General features: G+C 67.6%; 20 protein-coding genes and 1 tRNA gene. 13 read left to right on the top strand and 8 right to left on the bottom strand.

Annotation, left to right across the window (positions count from 1 at the left end):
- Window positions 1-95: 95 nt before the first annotated feature.
- Window positions 96-515, bottom strand: coding sequence for a hypothetical protein (locus tag PV764_RS09905; RefSeq protein ID WP_421116532.1), 420 nt, complete (start codon window positions 513-515; stop codon window positions 96-98).
- 118 nt (window positions 516-633) lie between these two features.
- On the opposite strand from PV764_RS09905, the gene sufT reads away from it, so the two are divergent.
- The 3 genes from sufT (at window position 634) to PV764_RS09890 (ending at window position 4,660) form a co-directional block, all read left to right on the top strand.
- The gene (sufT, locus tag PV764_RS09900) at window positions 634-1,185 is read left to right on the top strand and encodes a putative Fe-S cluster assembly protein SufT (RefSeq protein WP_019182393.1); all 552 of its coding nucleotides are present in this window, start codon (window positions 634-636) and stop codon (window positions 1,183-1,185) included.
- Between the two features lie 57 nt (window positions 1,186-1,242).
- The gene (locus PV764_RS09895; RefSeq protein ID WP_019182392.1) at window positions 1,243-2,340 is read left to right on the top strand and encodes a branched-chain amino acid aminotransferase; all 1,098 of its coding nucleotides are present in this window, start codon (window positions 1,243-1,245) and stop codon (window positions 2,338-2,340) included.
- A gap of 574 nt (window positions 2,341-2,914) precedes the next feature.
- Window positions 2,915-4,660, top strand: a complete 1,746-nt coding sequence (locus tag PV764_RS09890; protein ID WP_019186093.1) for a S8 family peptidase — start codon at window positions 2,915-2,917, stop codon at window positions 4,658-4,660.
- A 76-nt stretch (window positions 4,661-4,736) separates the two neighbouring features.
- Here PV764_RS09890 and PV764_RS09885 read toward each other — a convergent pair whose 3' ends face one another.
- From PV764_RS09885 to wrbA, 3 genes are all read right to left on the bottom strand, one after another.
- Entirely contained in the window at window positions 4,737-5,222 is a 486-nt protein-coding gene (locus tag PV764_RS09885) for an asparaginase domain-containing protein (RefSeq protein ID WP_026070231.1), read from the bottom strand.
- 103 nt (window positions 5,223-5,325) lie between these two features.
- Window positions 5,326-5,673, bottom strand: a complete 348-nt coding sequence (locus tag PV764_RS09880; RefSeq protein WP_019186095.1) for a DUF2069 domain-containing protein — start codon at window positions 5,671-5,673, stop codon at window positions 5,326-5,328.
- Window positions 5,670-6,260 (bottom strand): NAD(P)H:quinone oxidoreductase, encoded by a 591-nt coding sequence (gene wrbA / locus PV764_RS09875; RefSeq protein ID WP_019186096.1) that lies wholly within the window; start codon window positions 6,258-6,260, stop codon window positions 5,670-5,672. The genes PV764_RS09880 and wrbA overlap by 4 nt, the downstream gene beginning before the upstream one ends.
- Window positions 6,261-6,392: 132 nt before the next feature.
- On the opposite strand from wrbA, the gene PV764_RS09870 reads away from it, so the two are divergent.
- Together PV764_RS09870 and PV764_RS09865 are read left to right on the top strand one after the other, a co-directional pair.
- Complete coding sequence (locus tag PV764_RS09870) at window positions 6,393-7,667, top strand: YihY family inner membrane protein (protein WP_019186097.1); 1,275 nt, start codon at window positions 6,393-6,395, stop codon at window positions 7,665-7,667.
- Entirely contained in the window at window positions 7,664-8,227 is a 564-nt protein-coding gene (locus PV764_RS09865) for a TlpA family protein disulfide reductase (RefSeq protein WP_019186098.1), read from the top strand. The genes PV764_RS09870 and PV764_RS09865 overlap by 4 nt, the downstream gene beginning before the upstream one ends.
- 86 nt (window positions 8,228-8,313) lie before the next feature.
- Here PV764_RS09865 and ppk2 read toward each other — a convergent pair whose 3' ends face one another.
- The 4 genes from ppk2 to hemA are packed head-to-tail and all read right to left on the bottom strand — an operon-like array spanning window position 8,314 to window position 13,240.
- On the bottom strand, window positions 8,314-9,093 hold the full coding sequence (gene ppk2, locus PV764_RS09860; RefSeq protein ID WP_421116659.1) for a polyphosphate kinase 2: 780 nt from the start codon (window positions 9,091-9,093) through the stop codon (window positions 8,314-8,316).
- A gap of 50 nt (window positions 9,094-9,143) precedes the next feature.
- Window positions 9,144-10,853 (bottom strand): tetratricopeptide repeat protein, encoded by a 1,710-nt coding sequence (locus PV764_RS09855; RefSeq protein ID WP_421116531.1) that lies wholly within the window; start codon window positions 10,851-10,853, stop codon window positions 9,144-9,146.
- A 25-nt stretch (window positions 10,854-10,878) separates the two neighbouring features.
- Window positions 10,879-11,964 carry a peptide chain release factor 1 gene (gene prfA, locus PV764_RS09850; protein WP_019186101.1) on the bottom strand — a complete coding sequence of 362 codons (1,086 nt, stop codon included), beginning with the start codon at window positions 11,962-11,964 and terminating at the stop codon, window positions 10,879-10,881.
- Window positions 11,942-13,240, bottom strand: coding sequence for a glutamyl-tRNA reductase (gene hemA, locus PV764_RS09845; RefSeq protein ID WP_019186102.1), 1,299 nt, complete (start codon window positions 13,238-13,240; stop codon window positions 11,942-11,944). The genes prfA and hemA overlap by 23 nt, the downstream gene beginning before the upstream one ends.
- A gap of 65 nt (window positions 13,241-13,305) precedes the next feature.
- On the opposite strand from hemA, the gene PV764_RS09840 reads away from it, so the two are divergent.
- The 8 genes from PV764_RS09840 to ychF all read left to right on the top strand — a co-directional run bounded on the left by PV764_RS09840 (window position 13,306) and on the right by ychF (window position 20,229).
- Window positions 13,306-14,994 (top strand): tetratricopeptide repeat protein, encoded by a 1,689-nt coding sequence (locus tag PV764_RS09840; RefSeq protein ID WP_174704368.1) that lies wholly within the window; start codon window positions 13,306-13,308, stop codon window positions 14,992-14,994.
- A complete protein-coding gene (lolB, locus tag PV764_RS09835) occupies window positions 14,991-15,650 on the top strand; it encodes a lipoprotein insertase outer membrane protein LolB (RefSeq protein WP_284128339.1) in 660 nt (219 codons plus the stop codon). The genes PV764_RS09840 and lolB overlap by 4 nt, the downstream gene beginning before the upstream one ends.
- On the top strand, window positions 15,647-16,516 hold the full coding sequence (gene ispE / locus PV764_RS09830; RefSeq protein WP_284128338.1) for a 4-(cytidine 5'-diphospho)-2-C-methyl-D-erythritol kinase: 870 nt from the start codon (window positions 15,647-15,649) through the stop codon (window positions 16,514-16,516). Before lolB ends, ispE begins: the two co-directional genes overlap by 4 nt.
- A 9-nt stretch (window positions 16,517-16,525) precedes the next feature.
- Window positions 16,526-16,602: transfer RNA gene (locus tag PV764_RS09825), tRNA-Gln, on the top strand.
- A 136-nt stretch (window positions 16,603-16,738) separates the two neighbouring features.
- On the top strand, window positions 16,739-17,698 hold the full coding sequence (locus PV764_RS09820) for a ribose-phosphate diphosphokinase (protein WP_026070235.1): 960 nt from the start codon (window positions 16,739-16,741) through the stop codon (window positions 17,696-17,698).
- Window positions 17,699-17,810: 112 nt separating this feature from the next.
- On the top strand, window positions 17,811-18,425 hold the full coding sequence (locus PV764_RS09815; RefSeq protein ID WP_019186107.1) for a 50S ribosomal protein L25/general stress protein Ctc: 615 nt from the start codon (window positions 17,811-17,813) through the stop codon (window positions 18,423-18,425).
- A gap of 80 nt (window positions 18,426-18,505) precedes the next feature.
- The gene (gene pth, locus PV764_RS09810) at window positions 18,506-19,084 is read left to right on the top strand and encodes an aminoacyl-tRNA hydrolase (protein WP_019186108.1); all 579 of its coding nucleotides are present in this window, start codon (window positions 18,506-18,508) and stop codon (window positions 19,082-19,084) included.
- Window positions 19,085-19,137: 53 nt separating this feature from the next.
- A complete protein-coding gene (gene ychF / locus PV764_RS09805) occupies window positions 19,138-20,229 on the top strand; it encodes a redox-regulated ATPase YchF (protein ID WP_019186109.1) in 1,092 nt (363 codons plus the stop codon).
- Window positions 20,230-20,436: the final 207 nt, after the last annotated feature.

Genomic DNA, 20,436 nt, shown 5'->3' with positions numbered 1-20,436 from the left:
CGGCGACACGAAGCATTCGCCGATACCCGGGATTCAGCGACCCGGAGCATCCGTCGATACCCGGGATGCGGCGACCCGAAGCAGCCGTGGGGCGGTTACTTCGCCACCCACCAGCCGGTCACCAGCGCCACGCCCAGCCACAGCCATTCCACCGCGCCGTTGGCCAGGCCGCTCAGGGTCCAGGCCAGATAGGGCCCCATGCGCAACGCTGATTCCCACGGGGTGAGCCCCATCGAGCCGCCCAGGTAGGCCGAAGCGATCCCCCAGTTGGCCGCCAGCGCAACCAGCACGGTGGCCAGCACGGTCAGCACCACCCGGGGGGCACCGGCGCGCAGGGTGCCCAGGCGCAGCATGAACGCGATCTCCAGCGCGGCTACAACCGCCATCCAGCTGGCCTGGCGGCCGGTGAGCAGGGCGATGAACAACCAGGCCAGCGTGGCCGTGACAACACCAAGCAGAAACAGCGGGGGCCAGAGCCAGTGGCGGCTCCGGACAGGCACGGACGTGGGCGACATGCAATCTTCCTGTAAGTCCCCACAGGATACCGGCTTGCGGGGTGACCGGCGCGTGGGCGGCCACTGGGCTAAAATGGTCGCCTTGCGGGAATTGGCCGCGACCCCCATATCGATCCACATGTATTCCCGTAGCAGTGAACCTGTCCACTTCGAACGCGACTGCGAGGCCGTCATGGTCCCGCAGGGCGAAACGGTCACGCTGCCCGCTGGCAGCTATGGCTATATCACCCAGGCCCTGGGTGGCAGCTATACCGTCTTTGTCGAAGGCAATCTGTTCCGCATCGCCGGCAAGGATGGCGATGCCATCGGCAAGGAAGCGCCCCCGGCGCTGGAACTGCCCGCCGATGCCTCCGACGAGGAGGTCGAAAAACTGGTGTGGCAGCAGCTCCGCACCTGCTTCGATCCGGAGATCCCCTTCAACATCGTCGATCTGGGGCTGGTCTATGAAGTGGACCTCAAGCACCTGGACGACGGCCAGCGCGAGGTCGACATCAAGATGACCCTCACTGCGCCCGGCTGCGGCATGGGCGAGATCCTCGTCGATGACGTGCGCAGCAAGCTGGAAATGATCCCGACGGTGGCCGAGGCCGACGTCGAGCTGGTGTTCGACCCGCCGTGGGGCCGTCACATGATGTCCGAGGCCGCCCGGCTCGAAACCGGCATGCTGTAACCGCCCATCGCCAGCCGGCGTCACGGCGTTCCCCGTAACCAGAACAGGAAATATCCGGTGTCCCAGTCTTCCGTGAGCTTCAACACCACCCGTTCCGCCCAGCCGCGCAGCAGCGAGGAGCGTGAGCGCATCCTGGCCGCCCCCGGTTTTGGTCTGCACTTCACCGATCACATGGTGGAAGTGCGTTGGGACAAGGACACCGGCTGGCACGATGCCGTGGTGCGCCCGTACGGTCCGCTGCAGCTGGACCCGGCCGCCGCGGTGCTGCATTACGGCCAGGAAATCTTCGAAGGCATCAAGGCCTACCGCCACGCCGACGGCTCGATCTGGACCTTCCGCCCGGAGGCCAACGGCCGCCGCCTGCAGCGTTCGGCCCAGCGCCTGGCGCTGCCGGAACTGCCGGTGGAGATCTTCGTCGAATCGCTCAAGCAGCTGATCGCCGTGGATGCGTCGTGGGTGCCCTCGGCCGACGAATCCAGCCTGTACTTCCGTCCCTTCATGATCGGCGATGAAGCCTTCCTCGGCGTGCGCGGCGCGCACAAGGCCGGCTACTACGTCATCGCCAGCCCGGCCGGCCCGTACTTCGCCAAGGGCGTGGCGCCGGTCGCGATCTGGCTGTCCACCGAGTACGCGCGCGCAGGCAAGGGCGGCACCGGCGCGGCCAAGTGCGGTGGCAACTACGCCGCCTCGCTGCTGCCGCAGCAGAAGGCGCAGGCGCAGGGCTGCTCGCAGGTGCTGTTCCTGGACCCGGTCGAGGGCAAGTACCTGGAAGAACTGGGCGGCATGAACGTGTTCCTGGTCTACAAGGACGGCACCCTGGTGACCCCGGCGCTGTCGGGCAGCATCCTGGAAGGCATCACCCGTGAAAGCATCCTGCAGCTGGCCCGCGACCGCGGCATGAAGGTCGAAGAGCGCAAGGTCACCCTGGAGGAGTGGAAGGATGGCGTGACCTCCGGCGAGATCGTGGAAGCGTTCGCCTGCGGTACCGCTGCGGTGGTCACCCCGATCGGCCAGCTCAAGGGCGAAGGCTTCTCGGTGGGTGACATCAACGCCCCGGCCGGCGAAGTGACGATGTCGCTGCGCAAGGAACTGACCGACATCCAGTACGGCCGCCTGCCGGACCGTCACGGCTGGCTGGTCCGCCTGGACGCCTGAGTCCTCGGGGTCTGAGCGGAAGCATCGAAAACCCGCCTGGCGACAGGCGGGTTTTTTGTTGCCCGTTCGCCACCGCGCCGGTGGTGCTCCCCAAGACAGGCCGCGCAGCGTTCGACATCGGTAGTGCCGGCCGCTGGCCGGCTCTGCAGCATTCCGCGGAGCCGGCCAGCGGCCGGCACTACGGGATGGTCGGGGCCGGCCAGCGGCCGGCACTACTGTCCTGCGGTGGCAGTGGCGTAAGTGATTGATGCGCAAGTGTTGTCCCGGATTTGTCGGTCGCGACAGCCATTTCAGACAATCCGTGGCGCAATCGGACCACCCGAAAGGCCGTGAGCGCCTTCACTTTCACAAACCCTCGACCCGGAAAGTCTCAGATCCGACATTTCATGTCACTGAAGTGCAGCTGAAACATTGTTGATCGGCCAGTCAGCCACTAGCGTCGCGATGGGCGGTTTGATTCAGGGGAACCGATCCACTAACCGGGCCGATCCGCGCCATCGATTGCAGCAGCCCCCGGATCGGACCTGGATTCTCCGCCGCGACGACGGCATTCACTGTCTGAAAGGGAAATCCGATGTCTCATGTCTCGCAACACCGTTTGCGTCAGCGTGCATTGGTTGTACTGGGCGCGTCTGTTCTGTCGACCCTGCTGCTGGCCACCCCGGCCTTCGCCGGCGATGTGCAGTTGAGCGGCCTGTCCTCGGCGCCGACCCATCAGCGCTTCATCGTGAAGTACAAGGATGGCAGCACCGAGGTCGCCACCCCGACCGCGCTGGCCAGTTCGCTCAAGGCCGCCGCGGCGGCGGTACCGGCCGCCCAGGGCCGCGCGCTGGGGCTGCAGAAGCTGCGCCAGCTGGCGATCGGCCCGACCGTGGTCAAGGCCGACCGGCCGCTGGACCGTGCCGAAGCCGAGCTGCTGATGCGCCGCCTGGCCGCCGACCCGAGCGTGGAATACGTCGAGGTCGATCAGCTGATGCAGGCCACCCTGGTGCCCAATGACACCCGGTTCTCCGAACAGTGGGGCTTTGGCACCAGCAATGCCTCGATCAACGTACGCCCGGCCTGGGACAAGGCCACCGGCGCCGGCGTGGTGGTGGCGGTGATCGACACCGGCATCACCAACCACCCCGACCTCAACGCCAACATCCTGCCCGGCTACGACTTCATCAGCGACGCGGCGATGGCGCGCGACGGCGGTGGCCGCGACAACAACCCCAACGACGAAGGCGACTGGTACGCCGCCAACGAATGCGGCTCGGGCATTCCGGCCTCCAATTCGAGCTGGCACGGCACCCACGTGGCCGGCACCGTCGCGGCGGTGACCAACAACAGCACCGGCGTGGCTGGCACGGCCTTCAATGCCAAGGTCGTGCCGGTGCGCGTGCTCGGCAAGTGCGGCGGCTACACCTCCGACATCGCCGACGCCATCGTCTGGGCCTCTGGCGGCACCGTCAGCGGCGTCCCGGCCAACGCCAACCCGGCCGAAGTGATCAACATGTCCCTCGGCGGCGGTGGCAGCTGCTCCACCACCTACCAGACCGCGATCAACGGCGCCGTCTCGCGCGGCACCACGGTGGTCGTGGCGGCCGGCAACAGCAACACCAACGTCTCCTCCTCGGTACCGGCCAACTGCGCCAACGTCATCGCGGTGGCCGCGACCACCTCGGCCGGCGCCCGCGCCAGCTTCTCCAACTACGGCACCGGCATCGACATCTCCGCGCCGGGGCAGGGCATCCTCTCCACCCTCAACAGCGGCACCACGGTACCGGGCAGTGCATCGTATGCCTCCTACAATGGCACCTCGATGGCGGCACCGCACGTGGCCGGCGTGGTTGCGCTGATCCAGTCCGTCGCGCCCACCGCGCTGAGCCCGGCCGCCATCGAAAGCCTGCTCAAGAGCACCGCACGGCCGTTGCCGGGCGCCTGCTCCGGCGGCTGTGGCGCGGGCATTGTCGATGCCGATGCGGCGGTGACCGCGGCCCTGGGCGGGACCAACCCGAACCCTGGCACTGGCAACGTGCTGCAGAACAACGTGCCGGTCACGGGCCTGGGCGCTGCCAGCGGTGCCTCGCTGGCCTACACCGTGACCGTGCCGTCGGGCAGCAGCCAGTTGAAGGTCACCATCGCCGGCGGCAGTGGCGATGCCGATCTGTACGTCCGCAACGGCAGCGCGCCGACCGATACCGTCTACACCTGCCGCCCGTACCTGAGCGGCAACAACGAAACCTGCACGATCAGCGCCCCCGCGGCCGGCACCTGGCATGTGCGGGTGAAGGCCTACTCGACCTTCTCCGGGGTCACCCTGACCGCGCAGTACTGATCGTTTTCCCATCGCACCAACGCAGAACGCCCCGGCATGCCGGGGCGTTCGTTCGATCAACACGCTGCGCCAGGGGTTACGCCGCTTCGAACCGGTTCGCGGCGACGTTCTTGCGCACCTGCTCCGGATTCCAGATCCGGCCGTTCATCGCGATGTACACACCGCTCGGCAAGGACTGCACCGCACCGATCGCGCAGCCGATGTTGAACTCGGCATCCGAACCGCGGAACCGTGCCGGGCTCAGCGCGCCGGTCATGACGATGGTCTTGTCGGTGATCGACTTCAGCACCTGGCCCGTCTGCACCATCGAGTCGGTGCCGTGGGTCACCAGCACATGCCGGGTCGGCTGCGCGGCGATCGTCGCCCGGATCAGCTCGCGGTCCTCGTCGGTGATGTGCAGCGAATCCTTGCGCAGGATCGGAATCACGTTGAAACGGAAGGTCACGCCCAGCTCGCGCAGGATCATCCCGATCTGCGGATCACCGATCTGATAGTCCGACTTGTCGTCGAAGTAGATCTTGTCGATCGTGCCACCGGTGGTGATGATCAGTAGTTCTTCCATTGCAAGCATCCTGGGTACCAGACAGAAGGGCACGGAACCGCCGCGCCGACCGGTAGATGATACGGCTGACGCCCGCCCGATGCAGGCTTGCGACGCCACACGGTCAGCCGGTTGTGCTCTTGCGCCCGAAGCGCCGCCGCAGCCCCGGCGTGCTCGCCACCCCGATCACCGCCAGCGCCAGCGCCAGCTCGAGCCACCCCCACAACGCGACCTCCGGGTGGCTCCAGGCGCTCATCACCCCGTGGCTGAACCAGAACAGCGCCAGCACCCCGGCCCAGAACATTGCCTTGCCCCGCCGCACCAGCACGCCCAGCGCCAGCAGCAGCGGCGGCAGGGTGAAGACCAGCTGGGTGGCCAGCCAATGCTTGTCCTGCGCGAACCAGACCGCGAACAGCACCGCCAACGCCACCAGCAGCAGGGCCAGCACGATCTCCTGCGCCCGGGTGCTCACGCCAGCCGCCGTGCGATATCGGCCACCCGCCGCCCCAGCGCCCGCGCCAGGATGCTTTCATCCTCGCTCGGCACCGGGTTGTCGTCCGCTCCGGCCACATGGCTGGCGCCATACGGCGTGCCCCCGGTCGTGGTATGGCTCAGTGCCGGCTCGGTGAAGGGGATGCCCACGATCAGGCAGCCGTGGTGCAGCAACGGTACCTGCATCGACAGCAGCGTCGACTCCTGCCCGCCGTGCAGCGAGGCCGTGGAGGTGAACACCCCGGCCGGTTTGCCGGCCAGCGTGCCGTTGACCCATTCCGCGCCCAGCCCGTCCAGGAAGTGCTTCACCGGCGCGGCCATGTTGCCGAACCGGGTCGGGCTGCCCAGCAGCAGCCCCGTGCACTCGGCCAGATCGGCCACGCTCACATATGGCGCACCGTCTTCGGGCACCGGGGGCAGGGCCGTCTGTGTCACCGCGGCCACCGGCGGCACCGTGCGCAGCCGCGCGCTCATGCCCGGCACCTCGCCGATGCCGCGCGCAATCTGGCGGGCAAGCCGTGCCACTGAACCGCCACGGCTGTAATACAGCACCAGGATCTCCGCCATTTCGCTTTCATCTCGTTGCGTCCGATGCAGGCAGTATGGCAACGCAGCCCGCTCAGGGCGAGGTCCGTGGCGGGCCGGCCGCCGTGAGCAGGCGTGCATGCCGCACACCCGTCATCGGGTACCCTTGCGCCGATGGAACCTCTCGATACGATCAACCTGTGGATCGAACGCGTCCGGGACCGCGCGCGCACGATCAGCTTCGGCCGCTTCCTGTGGCGCCGTTTCCTTGATGACCGTCTGTTCCAGGCGGCCGCCTCGCTGGCCTACACCACGGTGTTCGCGCTGGTGCCGCTGGCCATCGTGGTGTTCGGGGTGCTCTCCGCGTTCCCGGTGTTCGACCGCTGGAGCGACACCCTCAGCGACTACGTGTTCTCCAACTTCGTGCCCAACGCCGCGCGCGCCGCCGAAGGCTACCTGCGCCAGTTCTCGGCCAGCGCCGGGCAGCTCACTGCCGCCGGCTTCATCGCGCTGGTGGTGTCGCTGCTGATCACTCTCAACAGCGTGGAGGAAACCTTCAACCAGATCTGGCGGGTGAGTTCGACCCGACCGAAGCTGACCCGCTTCCTGGTCTACTGGACCGTGCTCACCCTCGGCGCCATGCTGGCGGCGGCGTCGCTGGCGGTCTCGGCGCGGGTGTTCGCGTTGCCGCTGTTCGGCACCAGCGAAGGCCGCTGGCTGGCCAACGTGTCACTGACCGTCGCCCCGATCCTGATCGAATTCCTCTGCATCATGCTGGTCTACCGCGTGGTGCCGCACCACACGGTCAAATGGCGGCATGCCATTCCCGGCGCGATCCTGGCCGCGATCATGCTCGAGCTGGTGAAGTGGGGCATGGGCGCCTACCTGGGCAGCTTCCAGTCCTACCAGAAGCTCTACGGCACGGTCGCCTTCGTGCCGATCCTGCTGCTGTGGATCTACCTGTGCTGGGTCTCGGTGCTGCTCGGCGCCTCGCTGGCCTCCTCGATCGCCGCGTTCCGCTACCAGCCGGCCGACCTGCGCCTGCCGGTGGGCTACGAGATCTACGGCCTGCTGCGGCTGATCGGCCGCTTCCACCAGGCGCGCGCCGATGGCCGCAGCCTGGATGACGACGAGATCCTGCGGCTGGAGCCGATGCTGACCGATTCGCTGCTGCATACCCTGCTGTGCGATCTGGAAGCGATCCGCGTGGTCCGCCGCGACGAGCAGGGCGAATGGCTGCTGGCGCGCGACCTGGACAAACTCACCCTGGCCGACCTGTACGAGACCACGCAGATGCGGATCCCGATCAAGGAAGCCTACCTGCCGTATCGCGACGACAGCCTGGGCACGGCCTCGGTGGCCGCACTGGACACGCTGCGCCTGCCGCTGCGCGAACTGCTCAAACGCCGCGTCAGCGATATCTATTCGACCCCCGGAGACAAACCATGACCGCCAAGCCCCTGCTGCTGGCCCTGGGCCTGCTGACGCTGGCCGCCTGCAACAAGCCCGCTGCACAGAGCGAGGCCACTGCGCCCGCCGCCCCGGCCCCGATCGATGAACCGGCTGTGCCGCCGACCGACGCGGTGCCGGCCACCGAGCGCAGGACCGTCGAACAGCCAACGCTCAAGGCCAAGGCGCTGGATGGCACCGACTACGATCTGGCCGCGCACCGTGGCAAGTGGGTGGTGGTGAACTTCTGGGCGACCTGGTGCGCGCCGTGCCGCAAGGAAATGCCCGAGCTCTCCGCGCTGCATGCCATGCGCAATGAGATTGAAGTGGTCGGGCTGGCCTTCGAGGACATCGAGCCGGCCGAAATGAAGGCCTTCCTGGAGAAGCGGCCGGTCACCTACCCGATCGTGATCGTGGACACCTACAACCCGCCGGAAGACTTCGCGATCCCGCGCGGCCTGCCGATGACCTACCTGATCGCACCGGACGGCAAGGTCGCCAAGGAATTTCTCGGCCCGGTCACCGCGCATGACATCGAGGCGCGGATCAAGGAAGGCTGAGCCTGACGGGCGTGCCGGTGGATGGTCGGCACGCCTTTGCCCCGTTGCGCGCGGTAGACCCAAAAGCATCCACGCATGGCGTGGATCTACGTGGTGACGAACGCCTCGATCGGCTTCAGCACGCCAAAGTGCTCCTTGTGCAGCTTGCCCTTCAACGGTGGCAGCGCCAGTACCGGTTCGTCCACGCGGGTATCGGGCAGGCGGTCGAGCAGGTTGCGGATCAGACCCAGCCGCCCGCGCTTCTGGTCATTGAAGTCCACCAGCGTCCACGGCGCATCGTCGTTGTGGGTGGCGCGCAGCATCGCTTCGCGGCTCTCGGTGTAGGCGCTGTACTTGCTGCGCGATTTCAGGTCCACCGGTGAGAGCTTCCAGCCCTTGAGCGGATCGAGGTGGCGTTCGGCGAAACGCTTTTCCTGCTGCGCCTGGTCCACGCTGAGCCAGTATTTGAACAGCACGATGCCGTCATCGATCAGCAGCTTTTCGAACACCGGCGCCTGCGCCAGGAAGCTGCGGTACTGCGCCTCGGTGCAATAGCCCATCACGTGCTCGACCCCGGCACGGTTGTACCAGCTGCGGTCCATCAGCACGATCTCACCGGCCGCCGGCAGGTGCGAGACGTAGCGTTGGAAATACCATTGCGTGCTCTCGCGGTCGGTCGGCTTGGGCAGCGCGACCACCTTGCACTGGCGCGGATTGAGATGCTCGGCGATGGCCTGGATCGCGCCGCCCTTGCCGGCGGTGTCGCGGCCTTCGAACAGCACCAGCACGCGCTGCCCGGTGTGCTGCACCCAGCGCGCCATTGCCGCCAGTTCCAGTTGCATCGGTTCCAGCAGGGCCTGGTAGTCCTTGCGCTTGAGCTTGCCCATCAGCGTGCCTCGGTCATCCACGGGAGGCCCGAGCCTAGCGCAGCCGATGCTCAGGCGATGTGTGGGCCCTGCCAACCACGCTCGCGTGCGAGCGCCTCGACCACCGCACTGAAATCGCGCGCGAAGCCGGCCATGTCGAACAGCCCGCTGTCCTCACGACGCTGGGCCAGCGTCGCGCGCGCGGCCTGCAGCGCGGCCGGGTCATTGCCCAGGCGCACTGCGGTGGCCACGAACGCGGCATCATCGGCGACGTTGAAATCGTGCATGCCCAGGTGATGATTCAGGCTGCCGGCCACGCGCGAGGCGAACGTCGTGCCGGGGCAGGTCAGTACCGGGCAGCCGGCCCACAGCGCATCCGATGCGGTGGTGTGGGCGTTGTAGGGATGGGTGTCCAGGAACAGGTCGGCGTGCTGGTAACGCGCCAGGTAGTGCGGGTGGGGCAGGCGCGGCATGAACACCAGCCGCGCCGGATCCAGCTGCGCCTGGCGTGCCGCGCTGCGCAGCCGCGCGTCGGCATTGCCCGGGCCGGAGAGCAGCCACAGCACGCTGCCCGGTATGCCCTGCAGCACCGCCAACAGCCGCTGCATGCTGCGCGGGTTGAGCTTGTAGCTGTTGTTGAAGCAGCACAGCACCATGCCCTGCGCCGGCAGGCCGCAGTCCTCGCGCGACGGTGCCGGTTCCAGCACACGGGTGTTGTCCGAGGGCTGGAACGCGCGCGGCAGGCGCCGCACGTTCTCACTGAAGGCCGGCGCCAGCGCTTCGGGCAGCACGAAGGCATCGGCCAGCACATGATCGATCCACGGCGCGCCGGAGGTGCCCGGGTAGGCGAGCCAGTTGACCTGCACGGGCGCCGGCCGCATCGCCAGCACCTGCGGCGTTCCGCCACCGCCCCAGCCGCGCAGATCGAACAGCACATCGATGCCCGCCTCGCGGATGCGTCGGGCGATGTGCTGATGCGGCTGCGCGCTGACATCGTGCAACGTGTTTGCCGCCTGCTGCAGGCGCTGGCGGATGGGGCTGCCGTCGTCCCCGGTGAGCGCGAACAGATGCAGCTCCAGCATGCCCTGCGCGCGCAGCTGTTCGAACAGCGCCACGGTCAACAGGCCGGTGGGATGTGCGCCGAAGCCGTTGGAAAGAAAGCCGACCCGCAACCTGCCCGCGTGGCGCACCCCGGAAGGCGCCAACCGCGCGATTCCCTCGGCCAGCGCCGCCGCACGTTGCCGCGCACAGGCGAGCTGCTCGGCGGCGCTGCTGTCTTCGCTGAGGAAGGCGAACGGCTCGACCACGGCCTGGCCCTGGGCGACGGCCTGGCGTACCCGCGTCGATAGCCGATCCAGGTCGCGCCAGTCGCACAGGCGGCGTTGCCAGTTGAGCAGCTGCGCGGTGATGTAGGGCTCGCTGGGCAGCAGACGGTGCGCATGGCGATACGCATCGGCGGCCGCTTCGGGCTGACCGGCGTCTTCCAGTGCGTGGCCAAGCCACAGCGTGATCCCGGGGTGCTGCGGCGAGCGATCGGCGGCCTGGCGCAGCAGGGTGGCCGCTTCATCATGGCGACCCTGCATCCAGCGTGCGCGACCGAGCCGGGCCAGTGCCTCGGGATGGTCGCCGCGCAGCTGCAGCGCGCGCGCTGCAGCCTGCTCGCCGGCACGCACGTCGCCGGCCTCCAGCTCGGCGTCGGCCAGCATCACCCAGGCAATGAAATCCGTCGGTTGGCGCTGGACGGCCTGACGCAGCTGCAGACGCTGCGGATCGGCACTCATCGTGGCCGCTCCGCGGCGGGCATGCTCAGCTGCCTTCCGCGAGCCGGGCCAGCTCGTCGGCCTGGTGTTCGTGGGTCAGGCGGCTGACCAGTGCATCCAGATCGCCGGTCAGGATGTTGGGCAGGTCGTACAGGGTCAGCCCTTCCACGCGGTGGTCGGTGATCCGGCCCTGCGGGAAGCTGTAGGTCCGGATGCGCTGGCTGCGGTCGCCACTGCCGACCTGCAGCCGGCGGCTTTCGGCCTGGGCGGCGGCCTGCTTGCTGCGTTCGGTGTCCAGCAGCTGCGCTTTCAGGCGCTTCATCGCCTTGTCGCGGTTGGCGTGCTGGCTGCGCTCGGTCTGGCACTCCACCACCACGCCGGTCGGCAGGTGGGTGATGCGGATCGCCGATTCGGTCTTGTTGACGTGCTGGCCGCCGGCGCCGGAGGAGCGGTAGGTGTCCACGCGCAGGTCGGCCGGGTTGATCACCACGTCCTCCACGTCGTCTGCCTCGGGGATGATCGCCACGGTCGCCGCGGAGGTATGGATGCGCCCCTGCGACTCGGTCGCCGGCACGCGCTGCACGCGGTGCGTGCCCGATTCGAACTTCAGCCGCGAGAACGCCCCCCGGCCGACCACGCGCGCCACGACTTCCTTGTAGCCGCCATGTTCGCCGGGGTTGTCCGATTCGATCTCGACCTTCCAGCCCTGGCGCTCGGCGTAGCGGGCGTACATCCGGAACAGATCGCCGGCGAAGATCGCCGCCTCGTCACCGCCGGTGCCCGCGCGGACTTCCAGGAACAGGTTGCCGTCGTCGCGCGGATCGCGTGGCACCAGCAGCAGGGCCAGTTCCTCGTCCAGCTGCTGCAGGCGCTGCTGGGCGGCCGTGATTTCCTCGTCGGCCAGCTCGCGCAGGTCCGGGTCTTCGCGCATCGCTTCGGCGGCGGCGAGATCGGCCTTGGCACGGGCTTCGTCGGCCAGCGCGTTGGCGACCGGCTCCAGCTGCGAAAACTCGCGCGAGAGCGTGCGGAAGCGGTCGTTGTCGCCGACCACGGCCGGGTCGGACAACAGGCGTTCCAGTTCTTCGCGGCGCTCGGCCAGCGCTTCCAGCTTACGGCGCAGGGTCGGCGTCATCATTCCTCGCTACATCGGTACGCACGGCAGGGTGCTGGTAACCCGGCTTGGCCGGGAACAGGCGCTCGGCGGCGCGGGTGAGTTCAGTATCGCCGCTGAGCGCGGCCGCGCGCAGGGCGGCGGTCGGCGGGTGCAGCAGGCGGTTGGTCAGGCCGTGCGCGAGCAGTTCGAGCACTTCCTCGGGTGATTTGCCATGGGCCAGCTGCTGGCGGGCTTTCTCCAGCATCTCCACCCGGGTCGCTTCGCCGTAGGCGCGCAGCTGCCGCAGCGGGGCCTGGTGCACGCTGGCCTGCAGGGTTTCCACGAACCGGGCGACCTGCAGCTCGATGATCGCTTCGGCCTCGGCCGCGGCTTCCCGGCGGCTGCGGCGGTTGTCTTCGACCGCCCGCTCCAGATCGTCCACGGTGTACAGGAAGGCATCGGCCAGTTCACCCACGCCGGCCTCGATATCGCGGGGCACGGCCAGATCGAACAGCAGCATCGGCTTGTGCTTGCGCGTCTTCAACGCGGCAGCGACGTGCGCACGGGTGATCACCGGCTCGCGCGCGGCGGTGGCCGAGAACACCACGTCGGCCTCGCCCAGGTGGCGGTCCAGTTCGCTCAATGGCAGGGCGACGCCGCCATGCCGGCTGGCCAGCTCCTGCGCATGGGCGAGGGTACGGTTGGCGATCAGCAGCCGGCGCACGCGCCCTTCGCTGAGATGGCGTGCGGCCAGTTCGATGGTCTCGCCGGCGCCGACCAGCAGCACGGTGGAATCTTCCAGCCGTGCGAACGAGTTCTGCGCCAGCCGCACCGCGGTGGAGGCCACCGAGACCGGGTTGGCACCGACGCGGGTATCGGTGCGGGCGCGCTTGGCCACCGAGAAGGTCTGCTGGAACAACCGGTCCAGGCGCTGGCCGAGCAGGCCGTGGTCGCGGGCGAGCGCCCAGGCGTCCTTCACCTGGCCCAGGATCTGCGGCTCGCCCAGCACCATGGAATCCAGCCCGGTGGCCACCCGGAACAGGTGGCGCACCGCATCGGCGTCGGCGTGCTGGTAGAGATACCCATGCAAGGTGCCGGCGTGCGACTCCAGCCACTGCGCCAGCGCATCACCGGATTCGGCCACCGCATACAGCTCGGTGCGGTTGCAGGTGGAGAGCAGGACCGCCTCGGCCACCTGCGGGGTATCGCGCAGCGACGCCAATGCCTGGGGCAGGGCGTCGCCGCCAAAGGACGCGCGTTCGCGCAGTTCCACCGGCGCGGTCTGGTGATTCAGTCCGAGCACCCACAGGGTCATTGTTCAGTTGCTTGCGATAAGCTGCTGGCCATTCAAGTCGTCATTTTAAGGCTCAGATGCCCCCGATGCCCGCATTGATTCGCATCTCCAGCGTTCTGCTGCTGTCTTTGTTCACCGCCAACGCCCTGGCCGCCCCCCCGGCAGCCCCGGCCAAAGGCAGGAACAGCACGGCCGAGGCGGTCCCCCTGGCCCCGGTCATGGCGGGCGAATTCGCCCTGCAGGCAGGCAAACTGGGCGACGCCGCGCGCTGGTACCTGGAGGCGGCGGAGGCCAGTGAAGGCGATGCCGGCCTGGCCGAGCGCGCCTCCCGGATCGCCATGCTGGCCAACGATGACAAGCGCGCCGCCCGCGCGCTGGCCCTGTGGGAGCAGCGTGCGCCGCGCTCACTGGCCATGCGCAGCAGCACCGCCGCGCTCGACATGCGCCAGAACAAGGTGAAGGCCGCCCGCACCGAACTGCAGGCGCTGCTCAAGGACCCGGACCCCACCGCCTGGAAGTTCGCGATCGGCGCCCTGATCAGCGGCGGCAGCGATCCCAAGGTGCCGGCCCAGGTGCTGGGCGAGCTGGTCGATGCCAACGCGATCCCCGACCGCCTGGAGGTCTGGCAGGAGTTCGGCCGGCTGGCGATGCGCATGGAGCAGCCCGAGCTGGCCCGGCGCATGGTCGACGAGGTGGTCAAGCGCTTCCCCGATGAACCACGCGTGGCCCTGCTGCATGCCAGCCAGCTCAACCAGGCCGGCAAGACCGATGAGGCCCTGGCCCTGCTGAAGGGCGTGGAGCCCAGGACCACCCAGGACCCGGAGCTGCGCAATGCGGTCGCGATCTCCTACGACCTGATGGGCCAGCCTGCTGCGGCCGAGCGCGTACTGGCGGTCGGTCCACAGGATGTGCAGACCTACGGCATGCGTGCGTCGCTGCTGGCCAAGCAGAAGGACGACCCGGGCCTGCTGGCCCTGTATACCGACATCTCCCGGCAGGCGACCAAGCCGGACCCGGCCCAGCGCCTGCTGCTGGGCAAGATCGCCGAGTACCTCAAGCGCTACGAGGAAGCGGTCAACTGGTACCACAGCGTGCCCGGTGGCCCGGAGCGCGATGAGTCGCGGCTGCGGGCGGCCAATGCGCAGAACGAGCTGGGCCGCACCGACAAGGCGCTGGCCGAAGTGCACGCCATCCAGTCCGATGCCACCGTCGATGACGATGCCCGCCGCGATGCCTATCTGCTCGAGGCCGAGCTGCGCCAGCGTGGCAACGACGATGCCGGTGAACTGGACGCGCTGGCCCGTGGCCTGGCGGCGTATCCGGATGAGAACGCGCTGTTGTATGCCCGGGCACTGGCCTGGGAGCGCCGCGATGACATCCCGCGCGCCGAGGCCGACCTGCGCAAGGTGCTGGTCACCGATCCGGAGAACATCGCCGCGCTCAACGCGCTCGGCTATACCTTGGCCGACCGCACGCAGCGTTATCAGGAAGCCTTGGAACTGATCGACCGCGCGCGCGTGGCCGAGCCGGACAACGCCGCCATCGTCGACAGTTACGGCTGGGTGCTGTATCGCCTGGGCCGCAACGAAGAAGCACTGGTGCAGCTGCGCCGCGCCTGGACGCTGGCCAAGGATGCGGAGATCGCCGCGCATGTGGGCGAGGTGCTGTGGGTGTTGAACAAGAAGGACGAGGCGCGCCATTTCTTTGAAGAGGCGCGCAAGCTGGACCCGGACAACCGCGCCCTGCAGCGCGTGATCGAGAAATACGGCGTATGAATCTGCTCTCCCTGAAGGCCGCGTTTGCCGCGGCCGTGGCGTTGTCGCTCTCCGCCTGTGTATCCCTGGATGAGCGCAAGGCGCCCTCCGCCCCGACCGTGGTCACCGCTGTTTCGCCCGCTGCGCAGCAGGCCGAGGCCGAGCGCGTCGCCGCCGTGCGCGCCTCGCCGGCCTGGTCGTTCCAGGGCCGGGTGGCGATCAGCAAGGGCAAGAACGGTGGCAACGGCCGCATCGACTGGCAGCAGCAGGCCCAGGGGTACGTGGTCGAACTCAGTGCCCCGGTCACCCGGCAGAGCTGGAAGCTGACCGGCGACAGCCAGCACCAGGGCGGGCGGTTGGAAGGCCTGGAGGGCGGCACGCGCGAAGGCGAAGACGCCCAGCAGGTTCTGCTGGAGGCCACCGGCTGGGATATCCCGGTCAACCAGCTGCCCGAGTGGGTACGCGGCCTGGTGGCCGACGCCGCGCCGGCGGGGCTGATCGAGCGCGACGGCGAAGGTCGTCCGCGCCGTGTGCGGCAGCTCGGGTGGGAGATCCAGTATCTGGACTGGTACCCGGCCGACGCCGGTCGTCCGGTGCTGCCGCGGCGCATCGAAGCGGTCAATGGCGACGCCAAGGTCCGTCTGGTGGTCGACAGCTGGGTGCTGGCCAGCCCATGAGTACGTTGGATGCGCGCGAGGGTTGGTCGAACTGGCCAGCCCCGGCCAAGCTGAACCTGTTCCTGCACATCACCGGCCGCCGCCCGGACGGTTACCACGCGCTGCAGACCGTGTTCCGCCTGCTCGACTGGGGTGACCGGATCCGGCTGCGGGTCCGCGAAGACGGCCGGATCCGCCGCGAAGGCACCTCGGTGGCGGGGGTGGCCGAAGCCGATGATCTCGCCGTGCGCGCGGCGCTGTTGTTGCAACGTGCCGCGAACGTCGCCCAAGGCGCTGATATCGGCATCGAAAAACATGTGCCTGCCGGCGGTGGTTTCGGGGGAGGGTCGTCCGATGCCGCCACCGTCCTGGTCGCCTTGAACCGTCTCTGGAACGCCGGCCTGGACGTGGATGCGCTGGCCGCGCTGGGGCTCCAGCTGGGCGCGGACGTGCCGGTCTTCGTCCGCGGGCACAACGCCTGGGCCGAAGGCGTGGGCGAACTGCTCACCCCGATCGCACTGCCGCCGGCCTGGTTCGTGCTGGTCCACCCGGGCGTTCACGTGCCCACCCCCGCACTTTTCGCATCACCGGATTTGACGCGGGATGCCCCAGTGGCGAAAATAGCGGACTTCGCTTCCGGGTCTTTGCTCGGGAATGCGTTCGAGCCGGTCCTGCGCCGCCGCGAACCTGCCGTAGAGGCAGCGCTCGCAGCGTTGAGCAGTATCGGCCGGGCACGACTCACCGGGTCGGGAAGCGGTTGTTTCGTCGAATTCGCCACGCGCGCTGCTGCAGAGCAGGGCCTGGCGCAATTGCCGAAGGAACTGCAGGCATGGGTGGCTGCGGGCATGGAGCGCTCGCCACTGCTTGATGTACTCGAGCGTTACTGATTTTGATGCAGGGGCGTCGCCAAGAGGCCCAAGGCACCAGGTTTTGATCCTGGCATTCGGAGGTTCGAATCCTCCCGCCCCTGCCACTAGCGGATATCTGCCGCGACTCCATGCGCATGTCTGCGCGGGCGCGGTGCATACGCCGCGGTGTTGTCACCGCAGACACCTCCCGGTGCCAGCGGCCCAGTTCTCCGCCAATCGCTCCCGCCCGAGACCGTCATGATGCAAGAACACCCCAACCTGCTGGTATTTTCCGGCAACGCCAACAAGCGCCTTGCGCAGAGCATCTGCAAGGAACTGGGGGTGCGGCCTGGCAAGGCGTTGGTGTCGCGCTTCTCCGATGGTGAAGTGCAGGTCGAGATCGAGGAAAACGTCCGCAAGCAGGACGTGTTCGTGATCCAGCCGACCTGCGCGCCCAGCGCAGAGAACCTGATGGAACTGCTGGTCCTGATCGATGCGCTCAAGCGCGCCTCGGTCAACAGTGTCACCGCCGTGGTGCCGTATTTCGGCTACTCGCGCCAGGATCGCCGCATGCGTTCCTCGCGCGTGCCGATCACCGCCAAGGTGGCGGCAAAGATGTTCAGCGCTGTCGGGGCTGACCGGGTACTGACGGTGGATCTGCATGCCGACCAGATCCAGGGCTTCTTCGACATGCCGGTGGACAATGTGTACGCCTCGCCGCTGCTGCTCGCCGATATCTGGCGCGCCTACGGCACGGAGAACCTGATCGTGGTGTCCCCGGACGTGGGTGGTGTGGTGCGTGCGCGCGCCGTCGCCAAGCGCCTGGATGATGCCGATCTGGCGATCATCGACAAGCGCCGGCCGCGCGCCAACGTCTCCACCGTGATGAACATCATCGGTGACGTCGAAGGCAAGACCTGCGTGATGGTCGATGACATCGTCGATACCGCCGGCACCCTGTGTGCGGCCGCTGCAGCCCTGAAGGCGCGTGGCGCCCTCAAGGTCGCCGCGTACTGCACCCACGCCGTGCTCTCGGGCCCGGCGGTGGACAACATCAACAACTCCCAGCTCGATGAGCTGGTGGTGACCGACACCATCCCGCTGCGTGAAGAGGCGCGGGTGTGCAGCAAGATCCGCCAGCTCAGCGTGGCGGAAATGCTGGCCGAGACGATGCGCCGCATCGCCTTCGGTGAGTCGGTCAGCTCGCTGTACGTGGATTGATTTTTTCCGCCCGCCGGCAACGGTGGGTGGTTTCCCGGGGACATCTGGTCGCGGATGTCCCCTCATCGCTTCGCCATCACGGCGTGGCAAACAACGAAGGTAGTAAACCAGCATGGCCAAGAATCATGAAATCAAGGTCGTCCAGCGCGAACTGCAAGGCAAGGGTGCGAGCCGCCGCCTGCGTGGCGCTGGCCAGATCCCGGCGATCATCTACGGCGGCGACGTCGAGCCGAGCGTCATCCAGCTCAACCACAACGAAATCTGGCTGGCCCAGCAGAACGAGTGGTTCTACTCGTCCATCCTGGACCTGAACCTGGACGGCAAGGTCACCAAGGTGCTGCTGCGTGACATGCAGCGCCACCCGTTCAAGCAGCTGATCCTGCATCTGGATTTCCTGCGCGTGAACGAGAACGAAGCGCTGACCGCCAACGTCCCGCTGCACTTCATCAACGAAGACAGCTCGCCGGCCGGCAAGGCTGCCGACGTCGTGGTCACCCACGAACTGAAGGAAGTGAGCATCACCTGCCTGCCGAAGGACCTGCCGGAGTCGATCGACGTCGACCTGGCCGACCTGAAGGCTGGTGACGTGATCTACCTGTCGGACATCAAGCTGCCGAAGGGCGTCGAGATCCCGGCCCTGGCCCAGGGCAAGGACCATGACGACGCGATCGTCACCGCCAAGCTCGGCAAGGAAGAAGCTGCCGACGAAGCGCCGGCTGCAGAGTAAGTGATTGCGGCGCCTGTCCTTCGGGGCAGGCGCCGTTTCTGTATGTACCGGCACAGGGCGGGTACCGACGAAGAAGAGTGATGACAGGATTGCGATTGATCGTTGGCCTGGGCAACCCCGGACCCGAGCACGCCCAGACCCGGCACAATGCCGGGTTTCGTTTCATTGACGCCCTGGTGGAACAGGCCGGCGCGCGCTGGAGCGTGGACAGCAAGTTGTTCGGCGAGACCGCCAAGGTCGACATCGCCGGCCAGCCGGTGTGGCTGCTCAAGCCCGCCACCTTCATGAACCTCAGTGGCAAATCGGTCACCGCCGCACAGCGCTTCTGGAAGATCGAACCGGAACAAACCCTGCTGGCGCACGACGAGCTGGACCTGCCGCCCGGCGTGGCGCGGCTCAAGTTCGATGGCGGCCACGGCGGCCAGAATGGCCTGCGCGACACCATCCGCCTGCTCGGCCATGGCAGATTCCATCGCCTGCGCATCGGCATCGGCCATCCCGGTCACAAGGACCGCGTGGTCCCGTGGGTACTGGGCCGTGCCGGCAAAGACGATGATGTGCTGATCGGTCGTGCCATCGAAGATGCGATCGACGTGCTGCCGCTGGCGGTATCCGGCGATTACAGTGAGGCGATGAAGCGCCTCCACACCCCGAAATAACCACGGTGTACCGACCAACGGTCGGTACCTACCACCCCCAGAGGTTGTCAAAGATGGGTATCAAATGCGGCATCGTCGGTCTGCCCAATGTCGGCAAATCGACCCTGTTCAATGCGCTGACCAAGGCGGGCATCGCGGCGGCCAACTTCCCGTTCTGCACGATCGAACCGAACGTCGGCATCGTGCCGGTGCCCGATCCCCGCCTGAACGAGCTGGCCGCGATCATCAACCCGCAGAAGGTCATCCCGACCGCAGTGGAGTTCGTGGACATCGCCGGCCTCGTCGCCGGCGCGGCCAGCGGTGAAGGCCTGGGCAACAAGTTCCTGGCCCACATCCGCGAAGTCGATGCGATCACCCATGTGGTGCGCTGCTTCGAGAACGCCGACGTCATCCACGTCAACAACAAGGTCGATCCGCTTTCGGACATCGACACCATCGATACCGAACTGGCCCTGGCCGATCTGGACAGCGTCGAGAAGGCACTGAACCGCGCCGAGCGCGCGGCCAAGGGCGGCGACAAGGATGCGGCCGCCCGCAAGCCGGTGCTGGCCAAGCTGCAGGCCGCACTGGCCGATGGCAAGGCAGGCCGCACCGCCGGCCTGGACGAGGAAGAGAAGGCGCTGGTCCGTGACCTGTTCCTGCTGACCCTCAAGCCGGTGATGTACATCGCCAACGTGCTGGAAGACGGCTTCGAGAACAACCCGCACCTGGATGCCGTGCGCGCCCGTGCCGCCGAAGAAGGTGCGCAGGTGGTGCCGGTGTCGGCGGCGATCGAAGAAGAGCTGTCGCAACTGGATGACGAAGACCGCGATACCTTCCTGGCCGATCTCGGCCTGACCGAGCCGGGTCTGAACCGCGTGATCAACGCGGCCTACAGCCTGCTCGGCCTGCAGACCTACTTCACTGCTGGTGTGAAGGAAGTCCGCGCATGGACCGTACGCAAGGGCGCCACCGCCCCGCAGGCCGCCGCCGTGATCCACACCGACTTCGAGAAGGGCTTCATCCGCGCCGAAACCATCGCGTATGACGACTTCATCAAGTACAAGGGCGAAGCCGGTGCCAAGGAAGCCGGTCGCCTGCGCCTGGAAGGCAAGGAATACCGCGTCCAGGAAGGCGACATCCTGCACTTCCGCTTCAACGTCTGAGTCGCTCGCACGTTCATGCCCGCAACGCCCCGCCCCGCGCGGGGCGTTTGCGTTTCCGGCGCGCGTGATCCGCGCCTTTGGACAGGCTGGACAAAAAATGACCAGGCCTCGAAACGCTTGCCTGGTATGCCTCCGCCTCACTTGTCCACAACAAACTCCCACGCCTCTCCACGTACCGTGTGGAAAACCCCTGGGCGGTAGTGCCCG

The organism is Stenotrophomonas sp. AS1 (genome assembly GCF_048957655.1).
Lineage (GTDB): Bacteria > Pseudomonadota > Gammaproteobacteria > Xanthomonadales > Xanthomonadaceae > Stenotrophomonas > Stenotrophomonas bentonitica_A.
This window is presented reverse-complemented; position numbering and strand designations above follow the sequence as displayed.